At 66.0% G+C, this 26,460-nt stretch carries 27 protein-coding genes and 5 tRNA genes; 20 read left to right on the forward strand and 12 right to left on the reverse strand.

Translation table 11 applies throughout. The features are described from left to right. Positions 1–245 precede the first annotated feature (245 nt). Positions 246–953 (forward strand): hemolysin III family protein, encoded by a 708-nt coding sequence (locus H7347_RS10270; protein WP_152823418.1) that lies wholly within the window; start codon positions 246–248, stop codon positions 951–953. A 10-nt stretch (positions 954–963) separates the two neighbouring features. On the opposite strand, the gene H7347_RS10275 is transcribed toward H7347_RS10270, so the two are convergent. Beyond that, positions 964–1,290, reverse strand: coding sequence for a toxin-antitoxin system HicB family antitoxin (locus tag H7347_RS10275; RefSeq protein WP_186337495.1), 327 nt, complete (start codon positions 1,288–1,290; stop codon positions 964–966). Between the two features lie 558 nt (positions 1,291–1,848). Then, positions 1,849–2,844 (reverse strand): acyl-CoA thioesterase, encoded by a 996-nt coding sequence (locus tag H7347_RS10280; protein WP_152823419.1) that lies wholly within the window; start codon positions 2,842–2,844, stop codon positions 1,849–1,851. A gap of 133 nt (positions 2,845–2,977) precedes the next feature. Here H7347_RS10280 and H7347_RS10285 point away from each other — a divergent pair, with 133 nt between their 5' ends. From H7347_RS10285 to purM, 3 genes are read left to right on the forward strand one after another with little or no spacing between them, the layout of a single operon-like run. Then, on the forward strand, positions 2,978–3,373 hold the full coding sequence (locus H7347_RS10285; protein WP_370513970.1) for a sterol carrier family protein: 396 nt from the start codon (positions 2,978–2,980) through the stop codon (positions 3,371–3,373). Positions 3,374–3,378: 5 nt separating this feature from the next. After that, positions 3,379–4,899 carry an amidophosphoribosyltransferase gene (purF, locus tag H7347_RS10290; RefSeq protein ID WP_227659132.1) on the forward strand — a complete coding sequence of 507 codons (1,521 nt, stop codon included), beginning with the start codon at positions 3,379–3,381 and terminating at the stop codon, positions 4,897–4,899. A 30-nt stretch (positions 4,900–4,929) separates the two neighbouring features. After that, positions 4,930–6,003, forward strand: coding sequence for a phosphoribosylformylglycinamidine cyclo-ligase (gene purM / locus H7347_RS10295; protein ID WP_152823420.1), 1,074 nt, complete (start codon positions 4,930–4,932; stop codon positions 6,001–6,003). Positions 6,004–6,083: 80 nt separating this feature from the next. Here the strand turns inward: purM and H7347_RS10300 are convergent, their stop codons facing one another. Then, a complete protein-coding gene (locus H7347_RS10300; protein ID WP_152823421.1) occupies positions 6,084–6,293 on the reverse strand; it encodes a DUF3073 domain-containing protein in 210 nt (69 codons plus the stop codon). A 161-nt stretch (positions 6,294–6,454) separates the two neighbouring features. Beyond that, positions 6,455–7,531: a folate-binding protein YgfZ gene (locus H7347_RS10305; RefSeq protein WP_370513971.1), complete on the reverse strand. Its 1,077-nt coding sequence runs from the start codon at positions 7,529–7,531 to the stop codon at positions 6,455–6,457. Between the two features lie 40 nt (positions 7,532–7,571). Here H7347_RS10305 and H7347_RS10310 point away from each other — a divergent pair, with 40 nt between their 5' ends. Next, on the forward strand, positions 7,572–8,465 hold the full coding sequence (locus H7347_RS10310) for an aminodeoxychorismate lyase (protein ID WP_152823423.1): 894 nt from the start codon (positions 7,572–7,574) through the stop codon (positions 8,463–8,465). Positions 8,466–8,474: 9 nt separating this feature from the next. Here H7347_RS10310 and H7347_RS10315 read toward each other — a convergent pair whose 3' ends face one another. Then, complete coding sequence (locus tag H7347_RS10315; RefSeq protein ID WP_152823424.1) at positions 8,475–9,143, reverse strand: FABP family protein; 669 nt, start codon at positions 9,141–9,143, stop codon at positions 8,475–8,477. Here H7347_RS10315 and H7347_RS10320 point away from each other — a divergent pair. After that, positions 9,142–10,227 (forward strand): diacylglycerol kinase family protein, encoded by a 1,086-nt coding sequence (locus H7347_RS10320; RefSeq protein WP_227659131.1) that lies wholly within the window; start codon positions 9,142–9,144, stop codon positions 10,225–10,227. The genes H7347_RS10315 and H7347_RS10320 overlap by 2 nt on opposite strands. Positions 10,228–10,325: 98 nt before the next feature. Here the strand turns inward: H7347_RS10320 and H7347_RS10325 are convergent, their stop codons facing one another. Then, complete coding sequence (locus tag H7347_RS10325; RefSeq protein WP_186337497.1) at positions 10,326–11,114, reverse strand: DUF2993 domain-containing protein; 789 nt, start codon at positions 11,112–11,114, stop codon at positions 10,326–10,328. 32 nt (positions 11,115–11,146) lie between these two features. Between H7347_RS10325 and mshD the strand changes: the two genes are divergently transcribed. Further along, on the forward strand, positions 11,147–12,031 hold the full coding sequence (mshD, locus tag H7347_RS10330; RefSeq protein ID WP_152823425.1) for a mycothiol synthase: 885 nt from the start codon (positions 11,147–11,149) through the stop codon (positions 12,029–12,031). On the opposite strand, the gene H7347_RS10335 is transcribed toward mshD, so the two are convergent. Next, positions 12,028–12,690 carry a PhoU domain-containing protein gene (locus tag H7347_RS10335; protein WP_152823426.1) on the reverse strand — a complete coding sequence of 221 codons (663 nt, stop codon included), beginning with the start codon at positions 12,688–12,690 and terminating at the stop codon, positions 12,028–12,030. The genes mshD and H7347_RS10335 overlap by 4 nt on opposite strands. A 23-nt stretch (positions 12,691–12,713) precedes the next feature. Continuing rightward, complete coding sequence (dusB, locus tag H7347_RS10340; protein WP_186337498.1) at positions 12,714–13,859, reverse strand: tRNA dihydrouridine synthase DusB; 1,146 nt, start codon at positions 13,857–13,859, stop codon at positions 12,714–12,716. A 175-nt stretch (positions 13,860–14,034) separates the two neighbouring features. On the opposite strand from dusB, the gene H7347_RS10345 reads away from it, so the two are divergent. The 4 genes from H7347_RS10345 to H7347_RS10360 all read left to right on the forward strand — a co-directional run bounded on the left by H7347_RS10345 (position 14,035) and on the right by H7347_RS10360 (position 16,496). Continuing rightward, positions 14,035–15,540 carry an acetyl-CoA hydrolase/transferase family protein gene (locus H7347_RS10345; RefSeq protein ID WP_186337499.1) on the forward strand — a complete coding sequence of 502 codons (1,506 nt, stop codon included), beginning with the start codon at positions 14,035–14,037 and terminating at the stop codon, positions 15,538–15,540. Between the two features lie 95 nt (positions 15,541–15,635). Then, positions 15,636–15,708: transfer RNA gene (locus tag H7347_RS10350), tRNA-Lys, on the forward strand. 149 nt (positions 15,709–15,857) lie between these two features. Next, entirely contained in the window at positions 15,858–16,031 is a 174-nt protein-coding gene (locus H7347_RS10355; protein WP_186337500.1) for a hypothetical protein, read from the forward strand. Between the two features lie 99 nt (positions 16,032–16,130). Beyond that, entirely contained in the window at positions 16,131–16,496 is a 366-nt protein-coding gene (locus H7347_RS10360) for a hypothetical protein (RefSeq protein WP_152823427.1), read from the forward strand. Positions 16,497–17,534: 1,038 nt separating this feature from the next. On the opposite strand, the gene H7347_RS10365 is transcribed toward H7347_RS10360, so the two are convergent. Continuing rightward, on the reverse strand, positions 17,535–18,209 hold the full coding sequence (locus tag H7347_RS10365; protein ID WP_152823428.1) for a hypothetical protein: 675 nt from the start codon (positions 18,207–18,209) through the stop codon (positions 17,535–17,537). A 353-nt stretch (positions 18,210–18,562) separates the two neighbouring features. Here H7347_RS10365 and H7347_RS10370 point away from each other — a divergent pair, with 353 nt between their 5' ends. Both H7347_RS10370 and H7347_RS10375 read left to right on the forward strand, forming a co-directional pair. Next, a complete protein-coding gene (locus H7347_RS10370) occupies positions 18,563–18,772 on the forward strand; it encodes a hypothetical protein (protein ID WP_152823429.1) in 210 nt (69 codons plus the stop codon). Between the two features lie 1,008 nt (positions 18,773–19,780). Continuing rightward, positions 19,781–21,037 carry a threonine/serine exporter ThrE family protein gene (locus tag H7347_RS10375; protein ID WP_370513972.1) on the forward strand — a complete coding sequence of 419 codons (1,257 nt, stop codon included), beginning with the start codon at positions 19,781–19,783 and terminating at the stop codon, positions 21,035–21,037. Here the strand turns inward: H7347_RS10375 and H7347_RS10380 are convergent. Continuing rightward, entirely contained in the window at positions 21,034–21,321 is a 288-nt protein-coding gene (locus H7347_RS10380; protein WP_152823431.1) for a metal-sensitive transcriptional regulator, read from the reverse strand. The genes H7347_RS10375 and H7347_RS10380 overlap by 4 nt on opposite strands. An 87-nt stretch (positions 21,322–21,408) precedes the next feature. Between H7347_RS10380 and H7347_RS10385 the strand changes: the two genes are divergently transcribed. The 5 genes from H7347_RS10385 (at position 21,409) to H7347_RS10405 (ending at position 22,262) form a co-directional block, all read left to right on the forward strand. Beyond that, positions 21,409–21,481: transfer RNA gene (locus tag H7347_RS10385), tRNA-Glu, on the forward strand. A gap of 31 nt (positions 21,482–21,512) precedes the next feature. Then, positions 21,513–21,586: transfer RNA gene (locus H7347_RS10390), tRNA-Asp, on the forward strand. A 153-nt stretch (positions 21,587–21,739) separates the two neighbouring features. After that, positions 21,740–21,816, forward strand: a tRNA-Asp gene (locus tag H7347_RS10395). Between the two features lie 24 nt (positions 21,817–21,840). Then, positions 21,841–21,913: transfer RNA gene (locus H7347_RS10400), tRNA-Phe, on the forward strand. Positions 21,914–21,980: 67 nt separating this feature from the next. Further along, positions 21,981–22,262: a GNAT family N-acetyltransferase gene (locus tag H7347_RS10405; RefSeq protein ID WP_152823432.1), complete on the forward strand. Its 282-nt coding sequence runs from the start codon at positions 21,981–21,983 to the stop codon at positions 22,260–22,262. Here H7347_RS10405 and epsC read toward each other — a convergent pair. Together epsC and cysK are read right to left on the reverse strand one after the other, a co-directional pair. After that, a complete protein-coding gene (gene epsC / locus H7347_RS10410) occupies positions 22,259–22,828 on the reverse strand; it encodes a serine O-acetyltransferase EpsC (protein ID WP_152823433.1) in 570 nt (189 codons plus the stop codon). The two genes, H7347_RS10405 and epsC, sit on opposite strands and share 4 nt — an antisense overlap. 88 nt (positions 22,829–22,916) lie before the next feature. Next, the gene (gene cysK, locus H7347_RS10415) at positions 22,917–23,852 is read right to left on the reverse strand and encodes a cysteine synthase A (RefSeq protein ID WP_152823434.1); all 936 of its coding nucleotides are present in this window, start codon (positions 23,850–23,852) and stop codon (positions 22,917–22,919) included. A gap of 328 nt (positions 23,853–24,180) precedes the next feature. Here cysK and ramA point away from each other — a divergent pair, with 328 nt between their 5' ends. Both ramA and murA read left to right on the forward strand, forming a co-directional pair. Next, entirely contained in the window at positions 24,181–25,023 is an 843-nt protein-coding gene (gene ramA, locus H7347_RS10420; RefSeq protein ID WP_152823435.1) for an acetate metabolism transcriptional regulator RamA, read from the forward strand. Between the two features lie 55 nt (positions 25,024–25,078). Beyond that, positions 25,079–26,335, forward strand: coding sequence for a UDP-N-acetylglucosamine 1-carboxyvinyltransferase (murA, locus tag H7347_RS10425; RefSeq protein ID WP_186337502.1), 1,257 nt, complete (start codon positions 25,079–25,081; stop codon positions 26,333–26,335). The last annotated feature ends 125 nt before the right edge of the window (positions 26,336–26,460 follow it).

Below are 26,460 nucleotides of genomic sequence, written 5' to 3' on the forward strand. Positions count from 1 at the left end.
AGAAGCGGGATAAGAACGTCACGGTGGTTACCGAGGGTGCGCCTGAGGTGGGTAAGGCGGTAGAGCCGAAGGCTCCGCGTCGCTCCATTAAGGCGATTCCGTCTGGTTCTGTGGTGTTGGAGGAGGGCATGCCCTCCGTGATCTAAGATCACCACGTAGCTAAAAGGCGGGCGAGGGAGTACATACCTTGCCCGCTTCTGCTATGCCGGGCCGTGGCGTCGTCGGCTGCGCTAGCGTGGGCGTCCATGACGCACACCCCCATGCCCTCCCCGCCCGGTCGAGTCGCCCGCACCCGGTACGTGTGGGACCGCGGCCCACGACCCACGGGGCGGGGCATAGGACATCTTCTCGGCGCGATCATCAGCCTGGTAGCAGGGACGGTACTGGCCACGTATGCGTGGATGACGCTGCCCTGGTGGCAGGCCCTCGGCGTGACCGTCTACGTTCTGGGCCTGTGCGGCCTCTTCGGGGTCTCCGCCGCGTATCACCTGGGGCCGTGGCGCAGTGGGCGCACGGTGGAATGGTGGCGGCGCGCCGATCATTCCACCATCGCGGTATTCATCGCGGCCACCTACACCCCGTTGAGCCTGATCGTGCTGTCCTCCTCCCAGGCGGCGTGGCTGCTTATGGCGGTGTGGTCGGGTGCCGCCCTGGGAGTGGTGCTCAACCTCGCGTGGATACGCCACCCGCGCTGGGTGGACGTGCTGATCTACCTCCCCCTGGGTTGGCTCATCGTGCCGCTGATACCGCAGGTGTGGTCGGTGGCGGGCCCGGCGGTAGTCTGGCTGCTCTTTGCGGGCGGGGTGGTGTACTCCCTGGGAGCGGTTGTCTATGGGTTGCAATGGCCGGGGCGCAGGGCCCGTCGTTATGGCTTTCACGAGCACTTTCACACCGCCACGCTGGTGGCCGCACTGCTGCACTTCGTGGCGATGTGGCTGGTGGTCGCTTCCTGAGTGGGGTTGCCTACACTGCAGAGAGCTTTCTGTTCACGAGGGCGTTGAGAGAGACGCCGTCCCGCGCGGCCTCCATCACCAATTGCCGGTGCAGGGAGTGGGATGTGCGTACCTGAAACTTTCCGGAGTAGGTTTGCGCGCCCAGTGGCGTGGGTATCGCTTCTCCTGCGGCCTCCATATCGTCGATGACCTCGGAGACGAGAGTCACCAGGCCGTCCTCAGCCTCTCGACGGTGTGGTGCCAACCATGACAGTGAGGGAAATTCTAGTACCGTCGCCACGTACTCTTTATCGTCTTCCGACCAGCAAACTTGGTAAGTGTATTGCTCCGAATTCACTTTATTTTACCTCTCTTGTAATTTATCTATAGCTTGAAGAACCTGATCTACCTGGTACTTCTTTGCTTTCCATGATTATTCTGGATATTAATGCGTGGATCGCCTTGCCAAGGTTTTCTATATACTCGATGCAACCCTCGTGTGGGGTGGGGAGCTCCAAAGAAGTGGTTGCATACTTTTTCGAGATCCGAGAATCGAACATTGGCAGGGGATGTGCGCATCTTCGCTACGAGGGTTTCGATTTTAGTAACTGTCATGCAGTGCATGATACCGCATATAGTATCATGCGGGTTGATCGCACTCACTCCCGGGGATGCTGTGCGTCAAACGTACCTCTGGAGCCTTAGGGTATTTACTGGGTGTACAGGGGGATGACGGGGCTTGCCAACAGGCTTCAGCTATTTTCCTCACCGTTGTGTGACGGGAGTGGCTATCGATGTCCCCACGGCGCAGTGGAAGCCACTTTCGGCACCGTTGTGGGGTTACCGGGAATCACATGCATCACACAACGGTGAGGAAAATCCCCGGCCCCAGACCCCCGCCACCGCCCCGACCAAACTAATCCACGTGCTGGGCCCGGGAGGGCGTGATGAGCGGCTTGGGGGAGTACTCGGCGCGCAGGTCGCGCAGGATGGTGGCGTGCTCGGCCAGGCGTTGATCCTCCTCGGTGACGGGAGTGAAATGGCGGCTGGGCAGGGGGTGGCCGTCCACGTCCTTGGCGATGTAGGAGACGGTGGCGTGGATCGCGGTCTCTAGTTCGGCGCGGCCGCGGTGAGCGTCGCCGGCGCGCACGTGGATGGACATTTGCATGCTGCGCTCGTCGGTGCGCAGCATGCGGGCGTCGACCTCGATGAGGTCACCGATGGAGATGGGCTGGTAGAAGCGGATACCCCCGGCATAGACGGCCACGGTGTGCTCCCCGGACCACTCCATGGTGCAGGCGGTGCCGGCCTCGTCGATCCATTCCATGGCGGTGCCGCCGTGAACCTTGCCGCCCCAGTTCACGTCGGTGGGCTTGGCCAGGAAGCGGGTGATGAGGCGGGGGGCATCGGAAGGGCCGTCGTAGGTCTGCTTTTCCATCTCGGCCTCGATGGCGCTGCGCAGGGCGATGCGGGAGCGAGCGGCCTCCTGCACCCGGTGCTCCTCCTCGGAGGTGGGCACGAAGGTGGGCACGGGGGTGGACTTGCCGGTGCCGGGGCTTTTGGCCACGAAGATCACCAGGCAGTCGCAGGCGCGGGTGAAGACGCCCTCGCGGGGGTCGGCGGAAAAGACCTCGTTGATGATGTGCATGGAGGTGCGCCCGGTCATGGCGATGCGGGAGCGCACCTCCACGATGTGCCCGGAGGGGATGGGGCGGGTGAAGTGGATGTGGCCCACGTAGGCGGTCACGCAGTAGGTGCCGGACCACTGGGTGGCGCAGGCGTAGGCGGCCTTGTCGATCCATTCCAGGACGCGGCCGCCGGAGATGCCGTGGGAATCGGCGAGGAGGACGTCCGTGGGGGCGGCCATGAAGCGCAGGGTGACGGAGGGGGACTTAGGGGCAGGGGTGGTCATGGATGTAGCGTTCTCCGTGGTTTTTACTGGGATTTTACTGCGTAGAGACCTCACCACCATACCGTGTCCCGCGCGCGGGGATCAGCCTCGGGGCGGGCCGGGCGGTGGCGCGCGGGGCGGATATACTGTGGCGGTGGTGAAAAAGGTGGATCCCCTGGTCGCGCGGCGTGCGGTGGAAGCGGTAGAGCGCTGGGTGCGCGACCCCGAGGGCGCTCCCGCCCCGGCCCGCGCGGAGGTGGCGTCGGCGGTGCGCACCTCCGCCCGCCTGTTTGCCCAGGGCGTCCCGGGGCATGCCGTGGAGCTGCGGGTGCCGCCGTGGGTGGCGGTGCAGTGCCTCGAGGGGCCGCGGCACACGCGCGGCACCCCGCCCACCGTGGTGGAGATGAACGCGCTGACGTGGCTGCGCCTGGCGGTGGGGGAGACGGACTACGCGGCGGCGTGCGCGGCGGGGGAGGTGGAGGCCTCGGGCGTGCGGGCCGGGGAGGTGGCCCGCTGGTTGCCGCTGTTTAGGCTGGGTGGCTCGGGGTAGCTATGATGTTGCCCGTGGCACTTAGGAACACGCATTGTCCTCCCGTCCCTGTCTCGCCTCCCGTGAACCTTGACGATCGCGGAGAGACCGCGCCGCGCGAGGAATGCGGCGTCTTTGGGGTGTGGGCACCGGGGGAAGAGGTGGCCAAGCTGACCTACTTTGGGCTCTTTGCCCTCCAGCATCGCGGCCAGGAGGCCGCGGGCATCGCGGTGGGCGACGGGGATCGCATCATCGTGTATAAGGACATGGGCCTGGTGTCCCAGATCTTCGATGAGATGCTGTTGGATTCCTTCGAGGGCGACGTGGCCATCGGCCATACCCGCTATTCCACCGCGGGCGGCACGGACTGGAACAACGTCCAGCCGATGTTCCGCACCACCGCGGGCGGCACGGACATCGCCCTGGGGCACAACGGCAACCTGGTGAACTTCATGGAGCTGCGCGACGAGGCCACCGAGCGCGGCGTGCTCGACGCCGCCAGCGCCTCCGACACCAACGTGCTCACCGCCCTGCTCGCCGACGCCGTCCGGGACGGCGCGACCGTGCTCGACGCCGCCCGCGAGCTGCTGCCGCGCGTCCACGGCGCGTTCTGCCTCACCTTCACCGACGGGCAGACCCTCTACGCCGCCCGCGATCCCTACGGCGTGCGGCCCCTGGCCCTGGGCCGCCTGGAGCGCGGCTGGGTGGTGGCCAGCGAGACCTGCGCCCTCGACATCGTGGGCGCCTCCTTCGTCCGCGAGATCGAGCCGGGCGAGATGGTGGCGATCGACGCCACCGGCGTCCACAGCGAGCGCTTTGCCGAGACCCGGCACAAGGGTTGCGTGTTCGAGTACGTCTACCTGGCCCGCCCGGACACGGTGATCCGGGAGCGCTCGGTCAATGCCGTGCGCATCGACATCGGGCGTCGCCTGGCCCGGGAGTTCCCGGCCGAGGGCGACCTGGTGATGCCGGTGCCGGAGTCCGGGACGCCCGCCGCGGTGGGCTACGCCCGGGAGTCCGGCATCCCCTTCGGCCAGGGACTGGTCAAGAACTCCTACGTGGGCCGCACCTTCATCCAGCCCTCCCAGACGCTGCGCCAGCTGGGCATTCGCCTCAAGCTCAACCCGCTGCGCGAGGTGATCGAGGGCAAACGCCTCATCGTGGTGGACGATTCCATCGTGCGCGGCAATACCCAGCGCGCCCTCATCCGCATGCTCCGGGAGGCCGGCGCCGCGGAGGTGCACGTGCGCATCGCCTCCCCGCCGGTGAAGTGGCCCTGCTTCTACGGCATCGACTTCGCCAGCCCCGGGGAGCTCATCGCCAACTCCGGCGATAGCCAAAACGACGCGGACGTGGCGCAGTCCATCTGCACCGCCATCGGCGCGGACTCCCTGGGCTTCGTCTCCATCGAGCAGATGGTGGAGGCCACCAAGCAGCCCATGACGGACCTGTGCACCGCCTGCTTCTCCGGGACGTACCCCCTGGGGCTGCCCCAGGGCAACCCCAACGCGGAGCTCGTCGCCCGCCTCCAGGCGCCCTCCGCCTAGCCCCCGCCCCCTGCGACCATGAAAGATGAGATGATGACTCACAACGACGCCCCCGGTGCCTCCTACGCCGCCGCCGGGGTGGACATCGAGGCCGGCGACCGCGCCGTGGAGCTTTTTGCCCCCCTGGCCAAGAAGGCCACCCGCCCCGAGGTACGCGGTGGGCTGGGCGGCTTTGCCGGCCTATTTGCCCTGGGCAAGTACCGCGAGCCGCTGCTGGCGGCGGGCTCGGACGGGGTGGGCACCAAGCTCGCCGTGGCCCAGGCCATGGACAAACACGACACCATCGGCATCGACCTGGTGGCCATGTGCGTGGATGACCTGGTGGTGTGCGGGGCCGAGCCGCTCTTCCTCCAGGACTACATCGCCATCGGTACGGTGGTGCCCGAGCACGTGGCCCAGATCGTCTCCGGCATCGCCGAGGGCTGCGTGCAGGCCGGCTGCGCCCTGCTCGGCGGTGAGACCGCCGAGCACCCCGGCCTGATGGAACCGGGGGAGTATGACGTCTCCGCCACCGCCGTGGGCGTGGTGGAGGCCGACGAGGTGCTCGGCCCAGATCGCGTGCGCGCCGGGGACGTTCTCATCGGCATGGCCTCCTCCGGGCTGCACTCCAACGGCTATTCCCTGGCCCGGCACGTGCTGCTGGACAGGGCCGGTCTGCCGCTGGACGGTCACGTGGAGGAGCTGGGTCGCACCCTGGGCGAGGAGCTGCTGGAGCCCACCCGGATTTACGCCCGCGAGTGCCTGGCCCTGGCCGCCGAGTGCGATATTCACACCTTCTGCCACGTCACCGGCGGCGGCCTGGCCGGGAACCTGGCCCGCGTGATTCCGGATCACCTGGTGGCCACCGTTTCCCGGGGTGCCTGGACGCCGGGGCAGATCTTCCGCACCATCGCCTCCCTCGGCAAGGTCTCCCAGGAAGAGATGGAAAAGACCTTCAACATGGGCGTGGGCATGGTGGCCGTGGTCTCCCAGAAGGACCGCGATCGCGCCCTGGCCATGCTGGCGGCCCGCCACATCCCCAGCTTCGAGATCGGCACCGTGCGGGACGCCGCCGAGGGCGACGATCAGCGCGTGGTGATGACGGGCAGCCACCCCGGCTACTGAGCCTCACCGCGCGTGCAGGGCGGCACTGCCTCCCCACGGGGAGGCAGTGCCGCCCTGCACGCGCGGTCATGAGGGGAACCTTAGCGGTCGCTGCCCTCGTCATTCCAGTAGGCGTACTCGGCGTACGGATCCTCGTCGTCGTGATCCTCGTGCGAGGAGTCCTCGTAGGCGCTGTGAGGAGCCTTGCCGGCTAGTTCACGCTGTAGGGACTCCAGATCCATATCTGGCGTGCTGTACTTCAACCGGCGTGCAACTTTGGTCTGCTTTGCCTTCGCGCGACCGCGACCCATGGCGATGACCCCCTTGGAGTTTCCGGGCGATCCAGGGTATTCGGATGCCCCATCTGCTGTACGTATGTCTATATTCCTGTAAGACACAATAGCGGTTCTGTTCAAAAATTTCTGCACCGCCTCCGGCAGCACCGGCTTTCAGCAGCACAGGGGCCTAAAACTCAGCGCCCGCGCAGCCGCTCCATCGCGGCACGACCGGCCTTATCGCCCTCGAAGGCGGGCAGGGAGTCCCGATCCACCGTCAGCGCGGCCGCCCCGGCCACCAGGTCGGCCGATTCCAGGGCGGAGCGCTTGATCAGGCCCAGGGCGATGGGCCCGTACTCGTGATCGTGCACCACCGTACCCAGCCGACCCACGCGCCGCCCTTGCGCGGTGATCTCCGTACCCGGCGTCGGCAGCACCGGCACGGAGCCATCCAGGTGCAGGCGCACCATCAGGCGTGGGGAGCGCCCGATGTTTTCCACCCTGGCCACCGTCTCCTGGCCCCGGTAGCAGCCCTTGTCCAGGTGCACCGCCCCCGGCCGGTCTCCCCGGCCGATCCACCCGGGAACCTCGTGGGCGATGGTCTTGGCATCCAGATCCGCGCCGAGCTCCGGCTCCAGGGTGCGCACGCGGTGCGCCGTCCAGGCCATCAGCCCGGCGGGGGTCAGGCCGCCTCCCGCCAGGGCGGCGGCGGCCTCGTCGAGGCGATGGCGCTCCACGGCGAGGTCCGTGCGCCCGTCCGCGGCGCGCACCCAGGTGGCGGGGGCGGCGTCGATCGCGGACGGGTCTGCCCCCAGCACCGTGATCAGCCCCAGCGGGGCCTCGACGATCTCCACGCGGGACCAAAAGACCATCGCGGCGAGAAAGTCCCGCAGGGAGGCGGCCTGCTCGGCGGGCAGATCCAGGTAGAACGCCTCCTCGGTGCGGATCACCCCGGCGTGATGGAGCACGCGGCCCTGGGCGTCGAGGTTGAGGGTCTCGGCGTGGAAGCCCGGGGGAGCGTCGTCGAGCTTCTGGCTGAGCAGGTTGTTGAGGAAGGTCGCGGCGTCCGGGCCGGACACCTTCACGACGCTGCGGTGGGAACGATCCACGAACACCCCGGTCTGGCCCGCCCGACGCTGCTCGGCCAGGGGGTCGCCGTAGTGCCAGGCCACCCCCCGGCTGTCCAGGCTCGCGGCGAGGGGATCGGATTCCTGGGCGGGTGCGGCACCGGGTAATCCCAGCAGGGGGGAGGAGTATGCGGTGGTATCAGACACAGGTAGATGGTAACTCCGCGCAGCGGGCATAATTCAAGGTATGCCTGGTACCACCGCGCCCATCATCTTTATTCTGGAGCCCTTTGGCGGTTCCCTGCGCAGACACAATCCCTCCCTGCCCTTCCTCTTCTGGGACGACGCGGCGGTCACGCGCGGCGACGGCGTGTTCGAGACGTTCCTGGTGCGCCGCGGCCGGGTGTGCAACGAGCAGCGCCACGCCCGGCGCTTCGCGGCCTCCGCGCGCGCCCTGGGGCTGCCCGCCCCCGACCTGGACTACTGGCGCGGGGCCACCCGCGAGGCCCTGGCCGCCTGGGTAGCCGAGCACGGTGAGGACGCGGAGGGCACCTGCGTGTGGACCTACAGCCACGGCCGCGCCGCCACGGGTCATCCCTCGGCGTGGTTGATCATCGCGCCGCTGAGCCCCGAGCAGCGCAGGCAGCGCGAGGAGGGGGTGCGCGTGCTGACCCTGCCGCGCGGGCTGGGCGTGAACGAGCAGGCCGCGGAGTGGATGGCCGCGGGGGCCAAGACGCTCAACTACGCGGCGGCGATGTCCGCGCTGCGCTACGCGCGCGCCCAGGGCTGCGACGACGTGATCTATACCGAGGGCACCGGGGACCAGGCCCGGGTGCTCGAGGGGGTGACCTCCACCGTGGTGGTGGTCAAAAAGAGCGGCAGGATGCGCACCCCCACCCCCGGCCTCGGCGTGCTGGCGGGCACCACCCAGGCCGCGCTCTTCGACGCCGCCGAGGCCGCCGGGTGGCGCTGCAAGACCAAGGACCTCACGGTGGCCGACCTCGCGGCGGCGCAGTCCGTATGGCTGGTCAGCTCCGTGCGCCTGGCGGCCCGGGTGCGAAGCCTCAACGGGAAAGAGCTTCCGGCCCCCGCCAACGAGGAGGAGATCCGGGCGCTCATCGAGCGCGCCGTGGCCGGATAGCCCGGCGTCCTACCCCACCACGCGGGTGAGCTCCGCGGACATGCGCGGGTGAAGCTCCCCGTCCACCACCCGCTCGTCCACCCAGCCCAGGTGATTATTGGGCATGAGGCCGTAGAGGCGCTTGCCCGGCCCGAGGGTGGACGGGCCGGTCTCCGTGACCATCGTGGAGGCGGATTCCAGCTCCCAGGCGCGTTCGTTGACGGGCGAGCCGTACAGGATCTCCACCGCGCCCGTGGAGTGCGTGCACAGGAACTCGATGTTGTCTTTGAGGTCGATGCGCACAAAACCGGACTCGCGCTGATCCAGCCCGCTGGGATTTCCCTCCTCGTCGATCCGCCAGATGCGGGACTCGTAGGTGAGGTAATTCTCGCCGTCGTGGGCGAAGGTGATCTGCTGGCCGAAGGCGTACTGGCCATCCTCGGCGGTATCGGCCTGGCCCTCGCCCCGCCACACGCCTACCAGGGGCAGGAGGGCCAGCAGGCCGTCGTGCAGATTCGGGCCCAGCCGCAGGTTGGCGGTGTCGGCCGGGATGGGCAGATCCTCCAGGGCGGGAATATTGCGCCCGGCGGTGTTTTTAGACTGCTCGGCGGCGAGGTTCACCGCATCGCTACCGCTGTGGGTCGCGCCGGAGGCGGCGGCATCGCCGGGGGTATCGGGAACGTGGTTTTGTTCGGTCATGCCCACCAGGGTACTGGGTGGCCGGGACGGGATCGCTACACTGGGCCGGGTGCGCGCGCTGCTGATCTCCAATCCCCACGCCACCACCCAATCCGCGCTTATGCTGCGCCGCGTGGCGGCCGCGCTGCGCGGGGTGGAGGGGCTGCGCCTGCGCAGCGTGATGACCCATGAGGCCGGGCACGCCGCCCGGATGTGCCGGGGGCTGACCCGCCGCGACTACGACGTGGTCATCGCCGTGGGCGGCGATGGCACCGTCAATGAGGTCATTAACGGGCTGCTGGGTCCAGTGGAGACCGCCCCCGACGCCCGGGACATTCCCGCCCTCGCGGTGGTGCCCACCGGCTCCGCCAACGTCTTCGCCCGGGCCCTGGGGTACCAACCCTTCCCCGACCTCGTGGCCGAGCAGCTCGCCCGCGCCCTGTGCGAGGATCGCCGCCGCCGCATCTGCCTGGGCACCTGGAATGGCGGCTGGTTTGCCGTCAATGCGGGATTCGGCATCGACGCCACCGTGATCCAACGGGTAGAACAGGTGCGCAGCCGCGGCTTCGCCGCCACCCCGCTGCGCTACCTCGCGGTGTCCACGGAGGCGTGGCTGCGCACCCAGGTCAACCCGCCGAGCATCCGGGTGCGGGCCACCTCCGGGCAGGGGGAGGTGGTGCAGCGCGGCGCGATGCCCCTCCTGTTCGCCTCGAACACCAATCCCTGGACCTTCCTCGGACCGCTGCCCGTGGTCACCAACCCCCACAACTCCTTCGACCGAGGCCTCGGCCTCTTCGGCCTCACCAGCATCCGGGGCCTGGGCGGGGTGGCCAGCATGTTGCACCTCATCGGGGTGGGCCACCAGCGGTGGTTCGAGCGCTGGATCGCGCGGCGCACCGTGCAGTTCGACGACGCCACCACCGTGGAACTCGCCTGCCCCGCCCCCGAGCATTTTCAGGTGGACGGGGAGTACGAGGGCGATTACACCGCCGTCACCCTGGGGTGCGTGCCCGGTGCCCTGGAGGTCATGGTTCCGCCCGGTGAGCCGTTCTCGGTGCCGCGCTCGGTGGGCCGCGCACTGCGCGACTTTATTCGCGTGCGCTAGGTTTTCGCTGGCTTTCGTTGCTCCCGATAACCCCATCCGTCACACAAGGGTGAGGTTTTTCGCGTCTGCGCAGGGGTCAGGACGCCCCACCCACCGGATTATCCCGCCCCGTAGGCGGTGTCATCGTAGGCGGAATGCTCGGCGGCCTCAAGGGGAGAAAGATCGGCAAACTCCACGGTAATATTGCGCCGCCGCGCGGTGAAGTAGAGGGAGCCCCCGGAGACGTGCACGCCCTCGGCCTGCCCGGCCAGCGGCAGGGAACGGGTGTCTAATTCCCAGCTAAAGGCGCGCTTGACCTCCTCGGCCCGCGCCGGGGGTACCTCGCTCAGCGTGATCGGGGTCATGCGGAAGATGGGGCCATCGAGGCGTAGCGTGGCGATCACGGTCGTGGGCGCGTCGAAGCCGGGAGGCGTGCCGGTGAGCTGCACCTCCACGGCGGGCCCCCCGGAGGGAGAAATGTCGTAGGGGTTGGCGATGTCAAGGTCGGTCATGCCGAGCTGCTCGCCCACGGCCACGCCGTCGAGCCCGAGCCTCCGGGTGAACACCTCGGCGGTGGCCCCGGTGAGGTCGCCGCTAAGCACCTGGTGGGCGTTGACCTCGATGTCCGTCAGCTCCGTGCGGGCATTGACGAGCCCCAGCCCGGGGGTGTCCACGTCCATGGCTTCCACGGAGAGCCGGGGGATGTCCCCGGTGAGCAGCGCCTGGGTGTAGGGCGCACCGCCCAGGTAGACCCGGGGATGAACCTCAAGGTGGGAATTGCCCGCCACGGCGATGGAGATGGCGCGCTCGGCACGCATCGCCACGGCGGAATCCGCAACCCAGGCCAGCGCCGTCACCGCCACCAGACCGGCCGAGGTCAGGGCAAGGATCTTCTTCCGGGCAACCACCCTGGACAGTTTAGTGACTACCCTGGGCTGGCATGAATATCCGCCTTGTTGATCTTCCCGGCAGCCCCCAGGCCACCGCGGCCCGCGCCCTCCTCGACCGGGCCCGCCGCGCCGATGGCATCGACGCCCTCTCGGAGCAGTTCGTCCTGGGCCTGAGCGACTCCCGCCTCGGCCACCGCCACGCCCTGGCCTTCGAGGGCGAGGAGGTCGTGGGCCTGCTGGCCCAGGACTCGGAGGCGGAACTGGTGGTCGATCCCGCCCACCGCAGGCGGGGCATCGCCACGCGGCTCCTCGCCGCCCTGCCTCCCACGCCCGTCTGGGCGCACGGCGACCTGCCCGCGGCGCGCGGATTCGCCCAGGCCCGCACGATGAACCCCACCCGCCGCCTGTTGGTGCTGGGCATCGAGGCGGACGCCCTGACCCGGGCCGCGCGCACCCCCGAGCCGCCCGAGGGCTACGAGCTGAGCACCCTAACGGAGTTGTCCCGGCAGTGGGGCCGGGATCGGGTACTGGAACAGTGGCTGCGGGTCAATAACGAGGCCTTCGACTGGCACCCGGAGCAGGGGGGCTGGGATCGTGAACGCCTAGAGCGCGCGATGGAGGCCGCCTGGTTCGACCCCGAGGGCGTGGTGCTGCTGACCTCGGGGCGGGAACTGGCTGGCTTCCACTGGACCAAGTGGCACGAGGAGGACGCGGGCCTGGGGGAGGTCTACGTGGTGGGCCTGGCGGCGGCGCACCGCGGCCGTCGGCTGGGCGACCCGCTGCTGCGCGCGGGGCTGGCACACCTGACACGGGCGGGGGCGCGCCGGGTGATCCTCTACGTGGAGGCGGATAACCGGGCGGCGCTCAAGGCCTACGATCGGCTGGGATTTGCCGTGGCCGAGCAGCACGTGGTGTACGCCCCGTCGGGGGACTAGCGGCGGGCCAGGTACTCGCTGCGGGTCATACCCGTGGTGAGGTAGATGACGCGGGCGGCTACGCTCACGCAGTGATCCGCGTAGCGCTCGTAGTAGCGGCAGATCAGTGCGGCATCCACCGCCTGGGTGAGGCTGCCGTTCCAGCGCTGGTGGGTGAGGTCGTCCATCACCGCCTGGTGCAGGGCGTCGATGGAATCGTCGTCCAGGCTCAGCGCCGCGGCGGCCCGGGCGTTCGGCTCGCCGAGGAGGGCCCGGGTCTTAGCCGCCATGTCCGCGGCGAGGCGGGCGAACTGCGCGAAGTTTTCCTCCTGATCCCGGGGGATGACCCGGTGCGGGTGGCGCCGCCGCGCCGTGCTGGCGATGTGCATGGCCAGGGCGGCCATGCGGCGAAAGTCCTCCACGATATGGATGGAGGACACCACCTGGCGCAGGTCGCGGGTCCTCGACCCCTCCACGGCGAGCAGTTCCATCGCCCGGGACTCGCAGCGCGCGGCGATGTTGGCGACCTGTTCCTTGACGGAGAGCGCCTCCTCGGCGGCCTGAAGGGAAGAACGCAGCAGGGCGCGGGAGGCCTTGGCGAGCACCGCGTCTACGAGTTCGCACATCGCCACGAGGTCGCGGGAGAAGGCATCGAGGCGCTCTCGGTAGGCGGTACGCATGGGGCACAGTATAGGGATAAAAGCTACCCGCCGCTGTTGTCTATGTCTGCTCCCACGGGCACGGTGTCGTCCTCGGGGTCGTTGAGCCAGCCGTCGGGAAGCGCCACCGTGGCGCAGGAACCCTGGCGACCGCGCGCGCCGTCGGCGTCCTGGGCGGTCTCGGGGGAGTCGGCCCAGGGGGCGAGCTCCTCGCGCAGCTGGGCGAGGCTGCTCACGGTGGCCAGGCGGCGGCGCAGCTGCCCGCCCACGGGGAATCCGCGCAGATACCAGCCCATGTGCTTGCGCATGTCGCGGCAGGCGCGCTCCTCGCCGTCGTGGGCGGCCAGCAGCTCCGCGTGGCGGGTGATGATCCGGGTGACCTCCCCCAGGGTGGGCTCGGCGGGCGGGGTGGTACCGCGCAGGGCGGCGGAGAGCTCGGCAAAGAGCCAGGGGCGGCCCAAGCAGCCCCGTCCCACCTCCACGCCGTCGCACCCGGTGTGTTCTATCATGCGGCGGGCGTCCTCGGCGGCGAAGATGTCTCCGTTGCCCAGCACCGCCACCCCGGAGCCGCGCAGGTGCTCCACCAGGCGGGCGATCTCGTCCCAATCGGCCCGCCCGGAATAGCGCTGGGCGGCGGTGCGGGCGTGCAGGGTCACGGCGGCCGCGCCCTCCTCGGCGGCGATCCGCCCGGCGTCGAGGTGGGTGTGGTGGGCGTCGTCGATGCCGATGCGGAACTTCACGGTGACCGGAACGTCCGTGCTCTCGGTGGCGCGCACGGCGGCGGCCACGATGTTGCCGTAGAGGCGGCGCTTATAGGGCAGGGCGGAGCCGCCCCCTCGGCGGGTGACCTTGGGCACGGGGCAGCCGAAGTTCATGTCGATGTGATCCGCGAGGTCCTCCTCCACGATCATGCGCGCGGCCTCGTAGGTGTGTGCGGGATCGGTGGTGTAGAGCTGGAGGCTGCGCGGGTTTTCCTCGGGCGCGAAGGCCGTCATGTGCATGGTCTTGGGGTTGCGCTCGATCAGGGCGCGCGCGGTGATCATCTCGCACACGTAGAGGGCGGCGGAGGTGCCCGTGCGCTCCTGCTCAATCTCCCGGCACAGGGTGCGGAAGGCCACGTTGGTCACCCCCGCCATGGGGGCCAGCACCACCGGGGAATCGAGGCGGAGGGAACCGATCTGCAAAGTCACGATGCCCATTGTGGCGTGGGACGTTGCCGGGGCTCAAACCAGGGCACGGGCGCGGCGGGCGGTGCGGCGTGGAGCGGCCTCATCGGCTACTGTGGGCCTGGTAACTGTTTGCCGTCGCGGGGCGGGGATCACGTTCCCGGGCGGCGATCAATCAGCATGTCAAGGAGGAGTCAAGGTGTCCGAGAGGATTGCGAACGCCCAGCTACACGGCAAGGTCATGAGCGCGCGGGAGGCCGCCGAATTTATCAACCATGGGGATAAGGTGGGAATGTCCGGCTTCACCGGGGCGGGCTATCCCAAGGTGCTGCCCACCGCCATCGCCGAGCGCGCCAAGGAGGCCCACTCCCGCGGCGAGGAATACGCCATCGACGTGTTCACCGGCGCCTCCACGGCCTCCGACGCCGACGGCGTGCTGGCCGAGGCCGACGCCATCAACTTCCGCACCCCCTACCAGTCCGACCCCACCATGCGCGGCAAGATCAACTCCGCGCAGATGAAGTACGCGGACATCCACCTTTCCCATCTGGGCATGTTCGTGGAGCAGGGTTTCTTTGGCGCCATGAACGTCGCCATCGTGGAGGCCGTGCGCATCACCGAGGACGGCGCCATCGTTCCCTCCTCCGCCGTGGGCAACAACGTGGAGTTCCTCGACGCCGCGGAGAAGATCATCATCGAGGTGAACTCCTGGCAGTCCCGCGAGCTGGAGGGCATGCACGACATCTACCGCATTCCCACCCTGCCCAACCGCACCCCCATCCCGATCACCTCCCCCGGCGATCGCATCGGCACCACCGCCATCGACATCGACGTGACCAAGGTCGTGGCCGTGGTGGAGACCGACGCCCCCGACCGCAACGCCCCCTTCAAGCCCGCCGACGAGATCTCCCAGCAGATTGCCGGCAACTTCCTGGGCTTCCTGGAGTCCGAGGTGGCGGCGGGGCGTCTCGCCTACGACCAGTACGTGATGCAATCCGGCGTGGGTAACGTGCCCAACGCCGTGATGGCCGGGCTGCTGGACTCCAAGTTTGAGAACATCCAGGCCTACACCGAGGTCATCCAGGACGGCATGGTGGACCTCATCGACGCCGGGAAGATGACCGTGGCCTCCGCCACCTCCTTCTCCCTCTCCCCGGAATACGCCGAGAAGATGAACAACGAGGCCGCCCGGTACCGCGAGTCCATCATCCTGCGCCCCCAGCAGATCTCCAACCACCCCGAGGTGATCCGCCGCGTGGGCCTGATCGCCACCAACGGCATGATCGAGGCCGACATGTACGGCAACATCAACTCCACCAACGTCTCCGGCTCCCGGGTGATGAACGGCATCGGTGGCTCCGGCGACTTTACCCGCAATGCCTTCATCTCTTCCTTCATCTCCCCCTCCGTGGCCAAGGGCGGTGCCATCTCCGCCATCGTGCCTTTTGCCTCCCACATCGACCACACCGAGCACGACGTCATGGTGGTCATCACCGAGTACGGCTACGCCGACCTGCGTGGCCTCGCCCCGCGCGACCGCGCTAGGAAGCTTATCGCCATCGCCCACCCGGACTACCGTCCCCAGCTGGAGGAATACCACGAGCGCGCCCTGCGGGGGAAGTACCTGCACACCCCGCACGACCTCGGCACCGCGTTCTCCTTCCACCTCAACCTGGAGGAAAACGGCACCATGCGGTTGAGCTAGGGGATCGCTTCGTGGGCGGTGCCGCCCACGGTGACCCTCATTCGGGGAATACGCGCTGCGTGGGTTACACTAGAGCGCGTGCCGCGTGCGGCACTGGGCCTTTAGCTCAGTTGGTAGAGCTACGGACTTTTAATCCGCAGGTCCCGGGTTCGAGCCCCGGAGGGCCCACAAATAAGCAGGTAGCAGGCTTAAAGCCCGCACCTGCTTTTCTTATTCCATCATAAACCCATCACAAACGAATCGCCTGGGAATCCTGCTGGTAGAACACTTTTTCGCACAGGGAACCATGCGGCACGGTCGGTCAGTCTAACTAGGACATGATTCTGATCGACGCCGACAATGGCCGCTGGCAGGCCGTCGGCACCCCCGCCGAGCTGACCGCCACACTCATCGCCCACCTACCTAGCGCTCTAGAAGGCAATGACCTCGCCACCCTCGCCGCACTCGTGGTGGGCTGCCAGCCCGACGACGTCATCATTGAGGACATCTAAAATCTGGGAGCCTGAACTGAGAAGGTGCCTAGGATAACAAGACCCAACCGGACACCTTCCCAAAACACATCAACAGGTCCCCATGTAGGAGTCATCTCGATGACCAACAGCAACCCACAGATATCTACCACTAACAACCCGGTTGTAAAGGTAGGAAACATGTTTCGCAGCATTTATCTTCCAGGACACAATACGGACGCAGAATTGACGGATATCCTTCAGGAAGACCTTGCAGCTTACGGTTTAGCAGCCGTGAGGATTGTAGAGCACGGAGGCGCCAACGGAGGGCACGGCGTGTATTGGGAAGGCGGACAAATACTACACCTAGAAGATGGAACCGTGGTAGCTCACTCTCTGGCGGAAGCGGCACAACCGGTTAAGCATCTCGGGTGGAGTAATGGTTCCTGGATTCGGTGGGAAGCAATTAGAAACGTGCAACCGTCTTTGCTGCAGGCCAGCAAATAATTGGGTTTTATTTAGGGGTATCAGTGTATATTGCGCCCGAGCGTTATAGCTGGCTAGACAGGCTTGAATTGGCCTCCATGTAGTCTTTTTGGAAAATTTGAGGAGGAGAGGTGGAGGGTTTAACACTCAAACTGGCCGGGGAACCGCACACATGCTGGGGGCAATGGTTGGTCGGGGCCGTAGCCATCACCTGAATCCGGGTTAAACGTTGGCTCGGTATAAGGCTCAGCCGGGACAAACTCCCCCAGAGGTATGGCCTCCTCCACCGGCGCGTACTGCTGCGGGGTCCACGCTGCCCGCATTTGCGAGTTACACGTTTCACTCCACCCGCTGGTCCCATCGGTGTAGAACGTGGTGCCGAATTGGTGGAGACTGGGGTCACCACACGAAGAGATCGCCTTCTCCACAGGAGACGCGGGCTGCGCAGGCTCTACCTCCTCTGGTTGGGGCTCTACTGGCGCACCAGCAACAGGCGAGTCGCTCTCGGGTTCGATGGTGGTTGGCGCAGGTTCCCTCGTTGAGGTAGTTGCCACGATGCTGCTGCTAGGGGTGGCAGTGGCGCTGGTTGTCTCTCTCGTGGGTTCCTGATTACCGCAGGCTGCAAGCAACGGGAAGAGAACAAAGAGCGGCCATGAGCGCTTGACGATGCGACCAGTATTCATGTTGTGAGAGTCCTTCCGTCATTGGTCTACCAACTACGAAAGAATAATCCCCCGACCCCGGCTGAACATTACAACCGGGGGTAGTAGGGGTAGATACTCTAGCTCCTACTAGAATTTTATCTCTTCGGTTACCTTTTCAGCAGGAGTAATAACCAAGTAACTTGCTCTAAATCTTGGATGTTTAATCCAAGATGGAATTTGAAATATCCTACTCTTCCCGGGTGGTATCCCTTGCCATGCGACCGAGAAGGTAGGGTTACCTTCTGGGGGTAAGGTGACCTCCGTTATCATTACTTCTTCAAGAAACCTGGTAGAAGAATTCTCAACTCTAAACCCTCCATCATTTCCTATTCTCTTGATTGATAAGTAGTTCATTCTAGAACGGATCCTTCCATCCGAACATTCCTGCCAAGCAGCCTTTTGAACCCCAGTTATCGCCAGTCCCTTCACCGGCCCATGCTGTGGCAACATATCCTTGGGGATTTACGACTAGGTAACTCCACATGTTTGAGTAGGTGTTAAACCTCTTATATCCCGTATTGGGAATGTTGGCTCCTGACCAGTCGTCTGCGCGGAAAACGCGGGCCATGCATGCTTGCATGTCTGCCCATTGCTCTGGGTTTGGTGGGTATGGAAGTCTACCGTTGTCGAGTATGATATGGCGTGCTGCACCGCAGTTTAGGGTAGCTGTTGCCCCGTCTTTTCCATGGAAGAGTGTCAGTGGGTCGTTGGCCCCCCTGAGATAATCAAGGCATTCGATGAGTTCATCGTAGTTGTTTCCGATGGTCTTATCTTTTTCTGGGAGGCCGTTATTGATAGTGCTGAGTTCTATTGGTGTGAAAGAGCTTCCATCTGGCAATGTGACCGTAGGTATTAGGTTCTGAATTGATGTTGAACTATTTTCGGGTATAGATGGGATGGTTGGGACTTGGATGCTTGAACTTCCTTCGTTTGGTATGAAGTTCAGATTTGAACTTCCGGCGGGAATTTGGGGGAGTGCCGATGCAGTTGCTGTGGCAGATGTTATCAATGCAATGACCGGTATGGCCACCTTTTTTATGATCTTTATCGTGAAATCTCCTTCCTTTGTACTATTTTATCGATCTGTATTTTTCCTACATTCGTTATAATAACAGATCTTCATGTCGTGCCCTAGGGTTTCCTTTCAGTTACCCCTTTTTAGGTGTGTACGAAGTGTGATTTTGGAGGTGAGGAGGGTCACTAAAAAGTCTGAACCTTTATGCGTGGTGGGTCGCTCATGTCGCCGATGCGGGCTGTAAAGTTGCCGCGTCGGAACGGGGGGTAGCCGGAGGTTGGGGGAGGCGGGGCACGCTAAACCCTGGGTGGGATACCGCTCCGCCGGACAAGCGGGGCATGGTTTTGGGGGCCTCTAAACTAGGGCGCATGGATATGGATGATGTGCAGGCGATGGCGCTGGCTGAGGTGAAGCGGGCTCAGCGGGTTTGGGAAGAGGAGCGGGCAGCAGCCGCACAGCGGAGGCGTGATTCGGTGTTGAAGGCGCTTGATGCAGGGTTATCCATGACGTCAATCGGTGCGGCAATGGGGTTGTCGCGTGAGAGGATTGCTCAGATTAGGGATGGACGGGATAGGTAGCCGCTAGAAAAACTTGCACACACAGACTTGTGGTGGTAGTTTTACTTGCGTAAGGCAAAGCCGCCCCCGATCAACTTGGCGGAAGATTGAGGCGGCTTGCAACACTTCCTACTTAAGGAGTGCATCATGCATTCTATCAGCCCATCTGTAGACGAACCCAAAATCTTTGGGTTCAAGGAGCACCGAGTCCGTGTCATCATGCGGCGGGGTGCCCTGCCGCAGCGCATGCGGGGTAATGGTCTTCATACCCGCGCGGTGACGCGCCGGAGTCAGCACCCGCCAGTTGAGGGTATTGCTCTGTAGTGAGGTAAAGAATCCTCAATCGCACAGACTCTGTCCATCGAACCAACCATTCCATGGGCATGGATCGCACGAAAAAATTTTCGTGACCTGAACTGAGGCCCGGGCCCGAGCAGGTGACACATCCCGGTACGCATATCGCTATGCCTGGCCGGTGGTGTCGATCGCTTCCTGGAGTATTGTAGGGTTTCAACCATCGGCGGTTCACCGGCCATGAGCACGGAGAAGAAACTATGCGCGTAGTGTGAGACTACGGGGTGGCCAGGGAACCGCACAATAGTGAAGGCGGCGGTTGATCCGGGTCGTACCCGTTACCTGAGTCCGGGTTAAACGCTGGCTTGGTATAGGTCTCAGCTGGAATGAACTTACCGAGCGGTATCGCGCTTCCTGGTGCTGCGCAGCAGGCTCATTCTTACGGGTAGGGCGTTGATGGGTTTTCAGGTGCCGCAGTAGCTGCGCTATCTGAGCGTGAGGTTTGGGTCCTTACCCTCCGCGAGGCAAATCTGATTCGTTGGCTCACCCTGGAAGAACTCGCGTGCGTCGAGCGCGGCGGAGGCCATCCCGCTGAGCGAAGGACTCGATCCCGCGCCCGCACTATGGCGTCGATCTTCGGGACTGTGCGGCATACCACTTCTTGATGCCCCCGCCCTCCGCGGGCCTAGAATCGGTGTCGTTGCCGTGGTTTGCCGCAGGAGAGAGGAGCCACCAGTGTCTCGGGTGTCGCAGCTCAGGGATCAGCATGAGCGGGGGGTGCGCGCGGACGCGGTGCTGCGCCTGGGCATGATGCTCATGGGCGCGGGCGCGAGCGGCTACCGGGTGATTCGCGGGATGAAGCGGGCGGCGCGGGCGTTGGGCTTCGAGGGGCTCGACGCGGTGGTCAGCGTCACCACCATCACCTGCACGTTTCACGAGGACTCGGAGTTTCGCACGGTGGTGGCCCACCAGCAGCACCTGGAGGTGGACGCCTCCCGGATCGAGGCGCTGGAGAGCTTGGCGCACCGGGTGCGCCCGCCGATGAGTGCGCAGGAGCTGAACGCGGAGCTCGATGCGATCGAGGAGGCGGTGCGCAAGCGATGGGGGCCGTGGCTGCTGGCGCTGGCGGCGGCCTGCGCGTGCGCGGGGTGTGCGGCGCTCAACGGTTTCGACGTGCGCGAGATCATCGCGGTGGCGCTGTCCGCGGCGGCGGGCCAGGCGACGCGCGGGTGGTTGGGGCGGCGCGGCGTGCAGATGATCGCGGGGGTGGCCGCCGGGGGAGCGGTGGCCTGCGCGATGTACGCGGCGTTGTTCCCGGTGATGGGCGCGGCGGAGGCGGGTTTCGTGGCCTCGGTGCTGTTCCTGGTGCCCGGCTTCCCGCTCTTTTCCGCCCTGATCGACCTGGCGCGGTGCGATATTGCGGCGGGAGTGGCGCGGCTGACCTATGCGATGACGATCATGGCCGCGGCGGCCTTCGCGGTCACGGCGGTGAGCTGGGCGGTGGGGTTGAGTCCGCAGGTGTGGGCGGTTCATCGTCCCGGCTACGCGGTAGTTCTTGTGGCCAGCGCGGTGGGGATCGCGGGTTTTGCTTTCTTGTTCAATTCCTCGCGGCGGATGGCGCTGGTGGCGGCGTCGATAGGCACGGTGGGTAACGCGGTGCGCTGGGCGCTGATCGACGCCACCGCCACTCCCTTCATCGCCACCTGCCTGGGGGCGCTCGTGGTGGGCCTCTTGGGTTTTGTGGTGGTGCGGGTGGCGCGGATCCCCCGGGTGACCACCACGGTGCCCGCGGTGGTGATCATGATTCCCGGCCCGGCGATGTACCGCGCCTTGCATGGCATGGGGGCGGGGGACATGGACGCCCTGGTGTCCGACTCCGCCACGGCGGCGATGACGGTGCTGTCCATCGGCGCGGGCCTGGTGCTGGCGCGGCTGTGCACGGATCGGGATTGGGCGTTGGGTCGCCAGATCGATTTTTCCAAGTACCGCTAGGACTTCACCATGCGCCCGATGGCCTTCATGGCCTCGTCGATCTTCTCGCCGCCGTCGCGGCCCTCCGTGAGGGCGTCCGCCACGCAGTGGTGGAGGTGGTCGGACATGAGCGCCACGGAGAGGGTGTGTAGGGCGGCGGTGGCGGCGCTGATCTGGGTTACCACGTCGATGCAGTAGGTGTCCTCCTCGATCATGCGCCGCACCCCGCGCACCTGCCCTTCGATGCGCTTGAGGCGGGTGAGGTAGGCGTCCTTGGCCTCGTGGTAGCCGTGCTGGGTGCTCATGGGCCGCCATTCTAGCCGCCCCGGGCCTGCCAATTTGGTAGTGCTGGGCCGCTCGCGTATATTTCAGGAAGCCGTGCACAGCGGCAGGCCCCCATCGTCTAGCGGCCTAGGACACCGCCCTTTCACGGCGGCGGCACGGGTTCGAATCCCGTTGGGGGTACGAGGTTCCTGCCTCATCACATGCTGAATATGGCCCTGTGGCGCAGTTGGTTAGCGCGCCGCCCTGTCACGGCGGAGGTCGCGGGTTCAAGTCCCGTCAGGGTCGCAAGGAATATAGAGATTCCCCGGAGGTTGTTCCTCCGGGGAATTTTCTTATCAATCCACAGAAATGCGCCGTGAACTGCGGATTTGATGGTTCCTTGCCGTTCTGTGTAGAGTATCTTCTCGTGCAACGGGCACTCCTGAGGCACGCAGATATGGCCCTGTGGCGCAGTTGGTTAGCGCGCCGCCCTGTCACGGCGGAGGTCGCGGGTTCAAGTCCCGTCAGGGTCGCCAAGAGGTCACTCCCGTGGTTTCTTTGGCCAGATAGCTCAGTCGGTAGAGCACACGCCTGAAAAGTGTGGGGTCGCCAGTTCGATCCTGGCTCTGGCCACCCGTAGAGAGCGGTTCCGTCGAAAGCGGCGGAGCCGCTCTCTTTTTCTTGGGTTACACTCGGGCAGATGGATACCTCGATCACGCACGATGTCCCTCATCGCCGCTACGTCCTCCTCGCGGGTGGGCAGGAGGCGGGTTATGCCGCCTACATCCCGCGCGAGGATGGGGTGCTGGATTTTCACCACACCGTCGTCCACGAGTCCTTCCGGGGCCGGGGCCTGTCCACGGTGCTGGTGCGTGGTGCCCTCGATGACGTCCGCGCCGGGGGCGGGCGCATCGCGGCCACCTGCTCTGCGGTGCGGTACGTCCTCGACTGCCACCCCGAATACGGGACGCTGGAGGCCTAGATCACGTAGAAGTCCGGATCCACCAGCTTGGCGCGCTCGTGGTCGCCCCGGGGGCGGTAGGTGGCGGGGATGCCCACGGCGATGTGCTGGGCGGGAACGTCTTTGGTCACCACGGCGTTGGCCCCGATGGCGCTGCCCTCACCGATGGTGATGGGGCCGAGCACCTTGGCCCCGGCACCGATGGTCACGTTGTCCCCCACGGTGGGGTGGCGCTTGGTCTGGGTGAGCACCTGCCCGCCCAGGGTCACCCCGTGGTAGAGCATCACGCCGTCGCCGATCTCCGCGGTTTCCCCGATGACAATGCCCATGCCGTGGTCGATGAAGAAGCGCCGGCCGATCGTGGCCCCCGGGTGGATCTCCACGCCGGTAAGGAAGCGGGCGAACTGCGCGAGGATGCGCGCCGGCCCCTTTCTGCCCCGCGTCCACAGTCGGTGGGCCACGCGGTGAGCCCAGATGGCGTGCAGCCCGGAGTACACCACCGCGTTTTCTAGATTCCCGCGCGCGGCGGGGTCGTGCTCCTTCGCGTTGGCCAGATCCTCGCGCAGCGTTGCCAGCAGCCCACTCATGCCTCGTTCGTCCTTTCTGAAGGTGGATAAGGGTACACCCCGTTGCCCATCTCAACGATACGGGCAGCGGGGTGTATTCCGGGTGCTTTTAGCCGCGGATGTCCTCGTACAAGACGGTGGAGACGTAGCGCTCGCCGAAGTCTGCCACCACGGTGACGATGGTCTTGCCCTTGTTCTCCGGGCGGGAGGCCAGCTCCACGGCGGCCTTGACGTTGGCGCCGGTGGAGATGCCGCCGAGGATGCCCTCGGTCACGCCGAGCTTGCGGGACCACTCGATGGCCTCCTCGTTGCTCACGGTGAGTACATCGTCAAGGACCTTGCGGTCGAGCACCTCGGGGATGAAGTTCGCGCCGATGCCCTGGATCTTGTGCGGGCCGGCCTTGCCCTCGGTCAGCAGGGGGGAGGCCGCCGGCTCCACGGCGTACACCTGGGCCTCGGGGTTGCGCTCCTTGAGCACCTGGCCTACCCCGGTCACGGTGCCGCCGGTGCCGAAGCCGGCCACGAAGATGTCCACCTTGCCCTCGGTATCGGCCCAGATTTCCTCGGCGGTGGTAGTGCGGTGGATAGCCGGGTTGGCGGGGTTGGCAAACTGGCGAGCCAGGATCGCGCCCTCGCGCTCGGCCACGATCTCGTTGGCCTTGTCCACGGCGCCCTGCATCCCGGCGGAGCCGGGGGTGAGCACGATCTCCGCGCCGTAGGCGCGCAGCATCACGCGACGCTCGGCGGACATGGTCTCGGGCATGGTCAGCACCACGTTGTAGCCCTTGGCGGCGCCCACCAGGGCCAGGGCGATGCCGGTATTGCCGGAGGTGGCCTCGACGATGGTGCCGCCGGGGGTGAGCTCGCCGGAAGCCTCAGCGGCCTCGATAATCGCCTTGCCGATGCGATCCTTGACGCTATGGGCGGGGTTGAAGGATTCCACCTTCACCAGGATCTCGGCGTCGAGATCCTTGGTGAGGTTATTGAGCCGCACCAGGGGGGTGCCGCCGATGGTGTCGGTGATGTTGTCGTAAACAGTCGCCATGTTTGCGCTCCTCGTGAGGGTATCGGATGGGATATTTTCGCAGGCGGGCCCGGCGGCCCGCTGGTGAGCACCACTGTACACCATCGTTATAGACAGATCTGTTCGTTATGGGTGAACGGATATGTTTTTTGGTGGGCGCGCGGGATGCCCTTGCCCGTGCGGACAACCTTCCCCGCGATTGGGGGCAATCCTTTGACGGTTCGGGGTGCCTCGGGCGGTTCCCATTGCCCCCTATCAGGGGGTTAGAATTGCGGATGATGTCCATTGCCCCACTCCCGATGCGGCGGCTTGCCGAGTCCCGCATGGGGCGTTCTAGGAGGAATTTGCCATGGATGCTCAGCGGATCAGGGATGACGAGGACGCCATCCGCGCGGCGTTAACCTCGCTGAAAACCGCCACCGGCATTCCGGTGACCCTGTTTGCCAGCATGTCCACCGGGCGCAGGCTGCAGATCACGCACTGGGTGGGTCTGCGCACCCCGGCCCTGCACAACCTCATCATCGAGCCCGGCGTGGGGGTGGGTGGGCGCGTGGTGACCACCCGACGCCCCGTGGGGGTAAGCGATTACACCCGCGCCAGCCTGATCTCGCACGAAAACGATAAGGCGATCCAGGACGAGGGGCTTTACTCTCTGGTGGCGGTGCCCGTGATCGTGCACCGGGAAATCCGCGGCGTGCTCTACGTGGGTGTGCACAGCCCCGTGCGCCTGGGCGACAAGGTGATCGAGGAGGTCACCATGACCGCGCGTACCCTGGAGCAGGACTTCGCGGTCAATGAGGCCATGCGCACCGCCGCCTTCACCAAGGCGGGCTCGCTCAAGGTCGGGCGCGGTGGCAACACGGCGGAGTGGGAGCAGCTGCGCTCCACGCATTCCCGCCTGCGCATGCTGGCTAACCGCATTGCGGAAGACGACGTGCGCCGGGAGCTGGAGCTGGTGTGCGATGAGATGATTAGCCCCGCCCCGGTGAAGCAGTCCACCAAGCTTTCCGCCAGGGAACTCGACGTCTTGTCCTGCGTGGCCCTGGGCCACACCAACGTCGAGGCCGCCGAGGAGATGGGTATCGGCCCGGAGACGGTCAAGAGCTACTTGCGCTCCGTGATGCGCAAGCTCGGGGCGCACACCCGCTACGAGGCGGTCAACGCCGCCCGGCGCATCGGCGCGCTGCCCTGATCGTGCGCCTCCTGCGGTGGCCGCGGCGCCGGGCTTCCCGCTAGGGTCAGAAAGCGTGAAAGATCGTTTTGTGGTGACAGGCGGCGCCCGCCTCGAAGGGGCCGTGAAGGTAAGCGGTGCAAAGAACAGCGTGCTCAAGCTCATGGCGGCGGCCTTGCTGGCGGAGGGAACGACGACGCTGCGCAATTGCCCGGAGATCCTCGACGTTCCCCTCATGCAGGAGGTGCTCCGCGGGCTGGGCTGCGCGGTGAGCATCGACGGCCCCGTGGTGCGCATCACCACCCCCGCCATGCCCGCCAGCGACGCCGATTTCGATGCCGTGCGCCAGTTCCGTGCCTCCGTCTGCGTCCTCGGGCCGCTGACTGCCCGCTGCGGGCGCGCCGTGGTGGCGCTGCCCGGCGGCGACGCGATCGGCTCTCGCCCCCTCGACATGCACCAATCCGGCCTGGAGTGCCTGGGCGCGCGCACCCGGATCCAGCACGGCGCCGTGGTGGCGGAGGCCGACGCCCTCGTGGGCGCCCCGATCACCCTCGACTTTCCCTCCGTGGGGGCCACCGAAAACATCCTCACCGCCGCCGTGCTGGCGCGGGGACGCACGGTGCTCGACAACGCGGCCCGGGAGCCGGAAATCATCGACCTGTGCGACATGCTTACCTCGATGGGCGCCCGCATTCAGGGGGCCGGCACCTCCACCATCACCATCGACGGCGTGGAGCGGCTGCATCCCACCGATCACGAAGTCATCGGGGATCGCATCGTGGCCGGTACCTGGGCCTACGCCGCCGCGATGACCAGGGGAGACATCACGGTCGGGGGCATCGCGCCGCGGCACCTCCACCTGCCCCTGGAAAAGCTCAAGATGGCGGGTGCGCAGATCGAGACGTATGAGGCGGGATTCCGCGTGCGCATGCCGCGCCGCCCCTCCGCGGTGGACTACCAGACCCTGCCTTTCCCGGGGTTCCCCACGGACCTGCAGCCCATGGCCATCGGCATCTCCGCCGTGGCGCTGGGCACCTCCGTCATCACCGAGAACGTCTTTGAGTCCCGATTCCGCTTCGTTGACGAGATGCTGCGCCTGGGGGTGGATGCCACCGTGGACGGGCATCACGTGGTGGTGCGCGGCATGGAGGCGCTGTCCTCCACGGAGGTGTGGTCGTCCGATATCCGTGCCGGGGCGGGTCTGGTGCTTGCTGCGTTGGTTTCGGATGGGCAGACCGTGGTGCACGATGTGCATCACATCGATCGGGGCTATCCGCGCTTCGTGGAGGATTTGTGTGTGCTTGGTGCGGTGGTGGAGCGTATTACCGGTTGAAAAACGTGGTGTGGCCTGGGTGTTTGTGTGTGTGGTGGTGGGTGTGTAGGTTATGGGGAGTCGCCGCGGCACCAACCCGGATGGTGTAAGTAGAGTCTTGGGTGTGGGTTGTGGTTGTGTTGTGT

The organism is Corynebacterium sp. zg-331 (assembly GCF_014267345.1).
Classification (GTDB): Bacteria; Actinomycetota; Actinomycetes; order Mycobacteriales; family Mycobacteriaceae; genus Corynebacterium.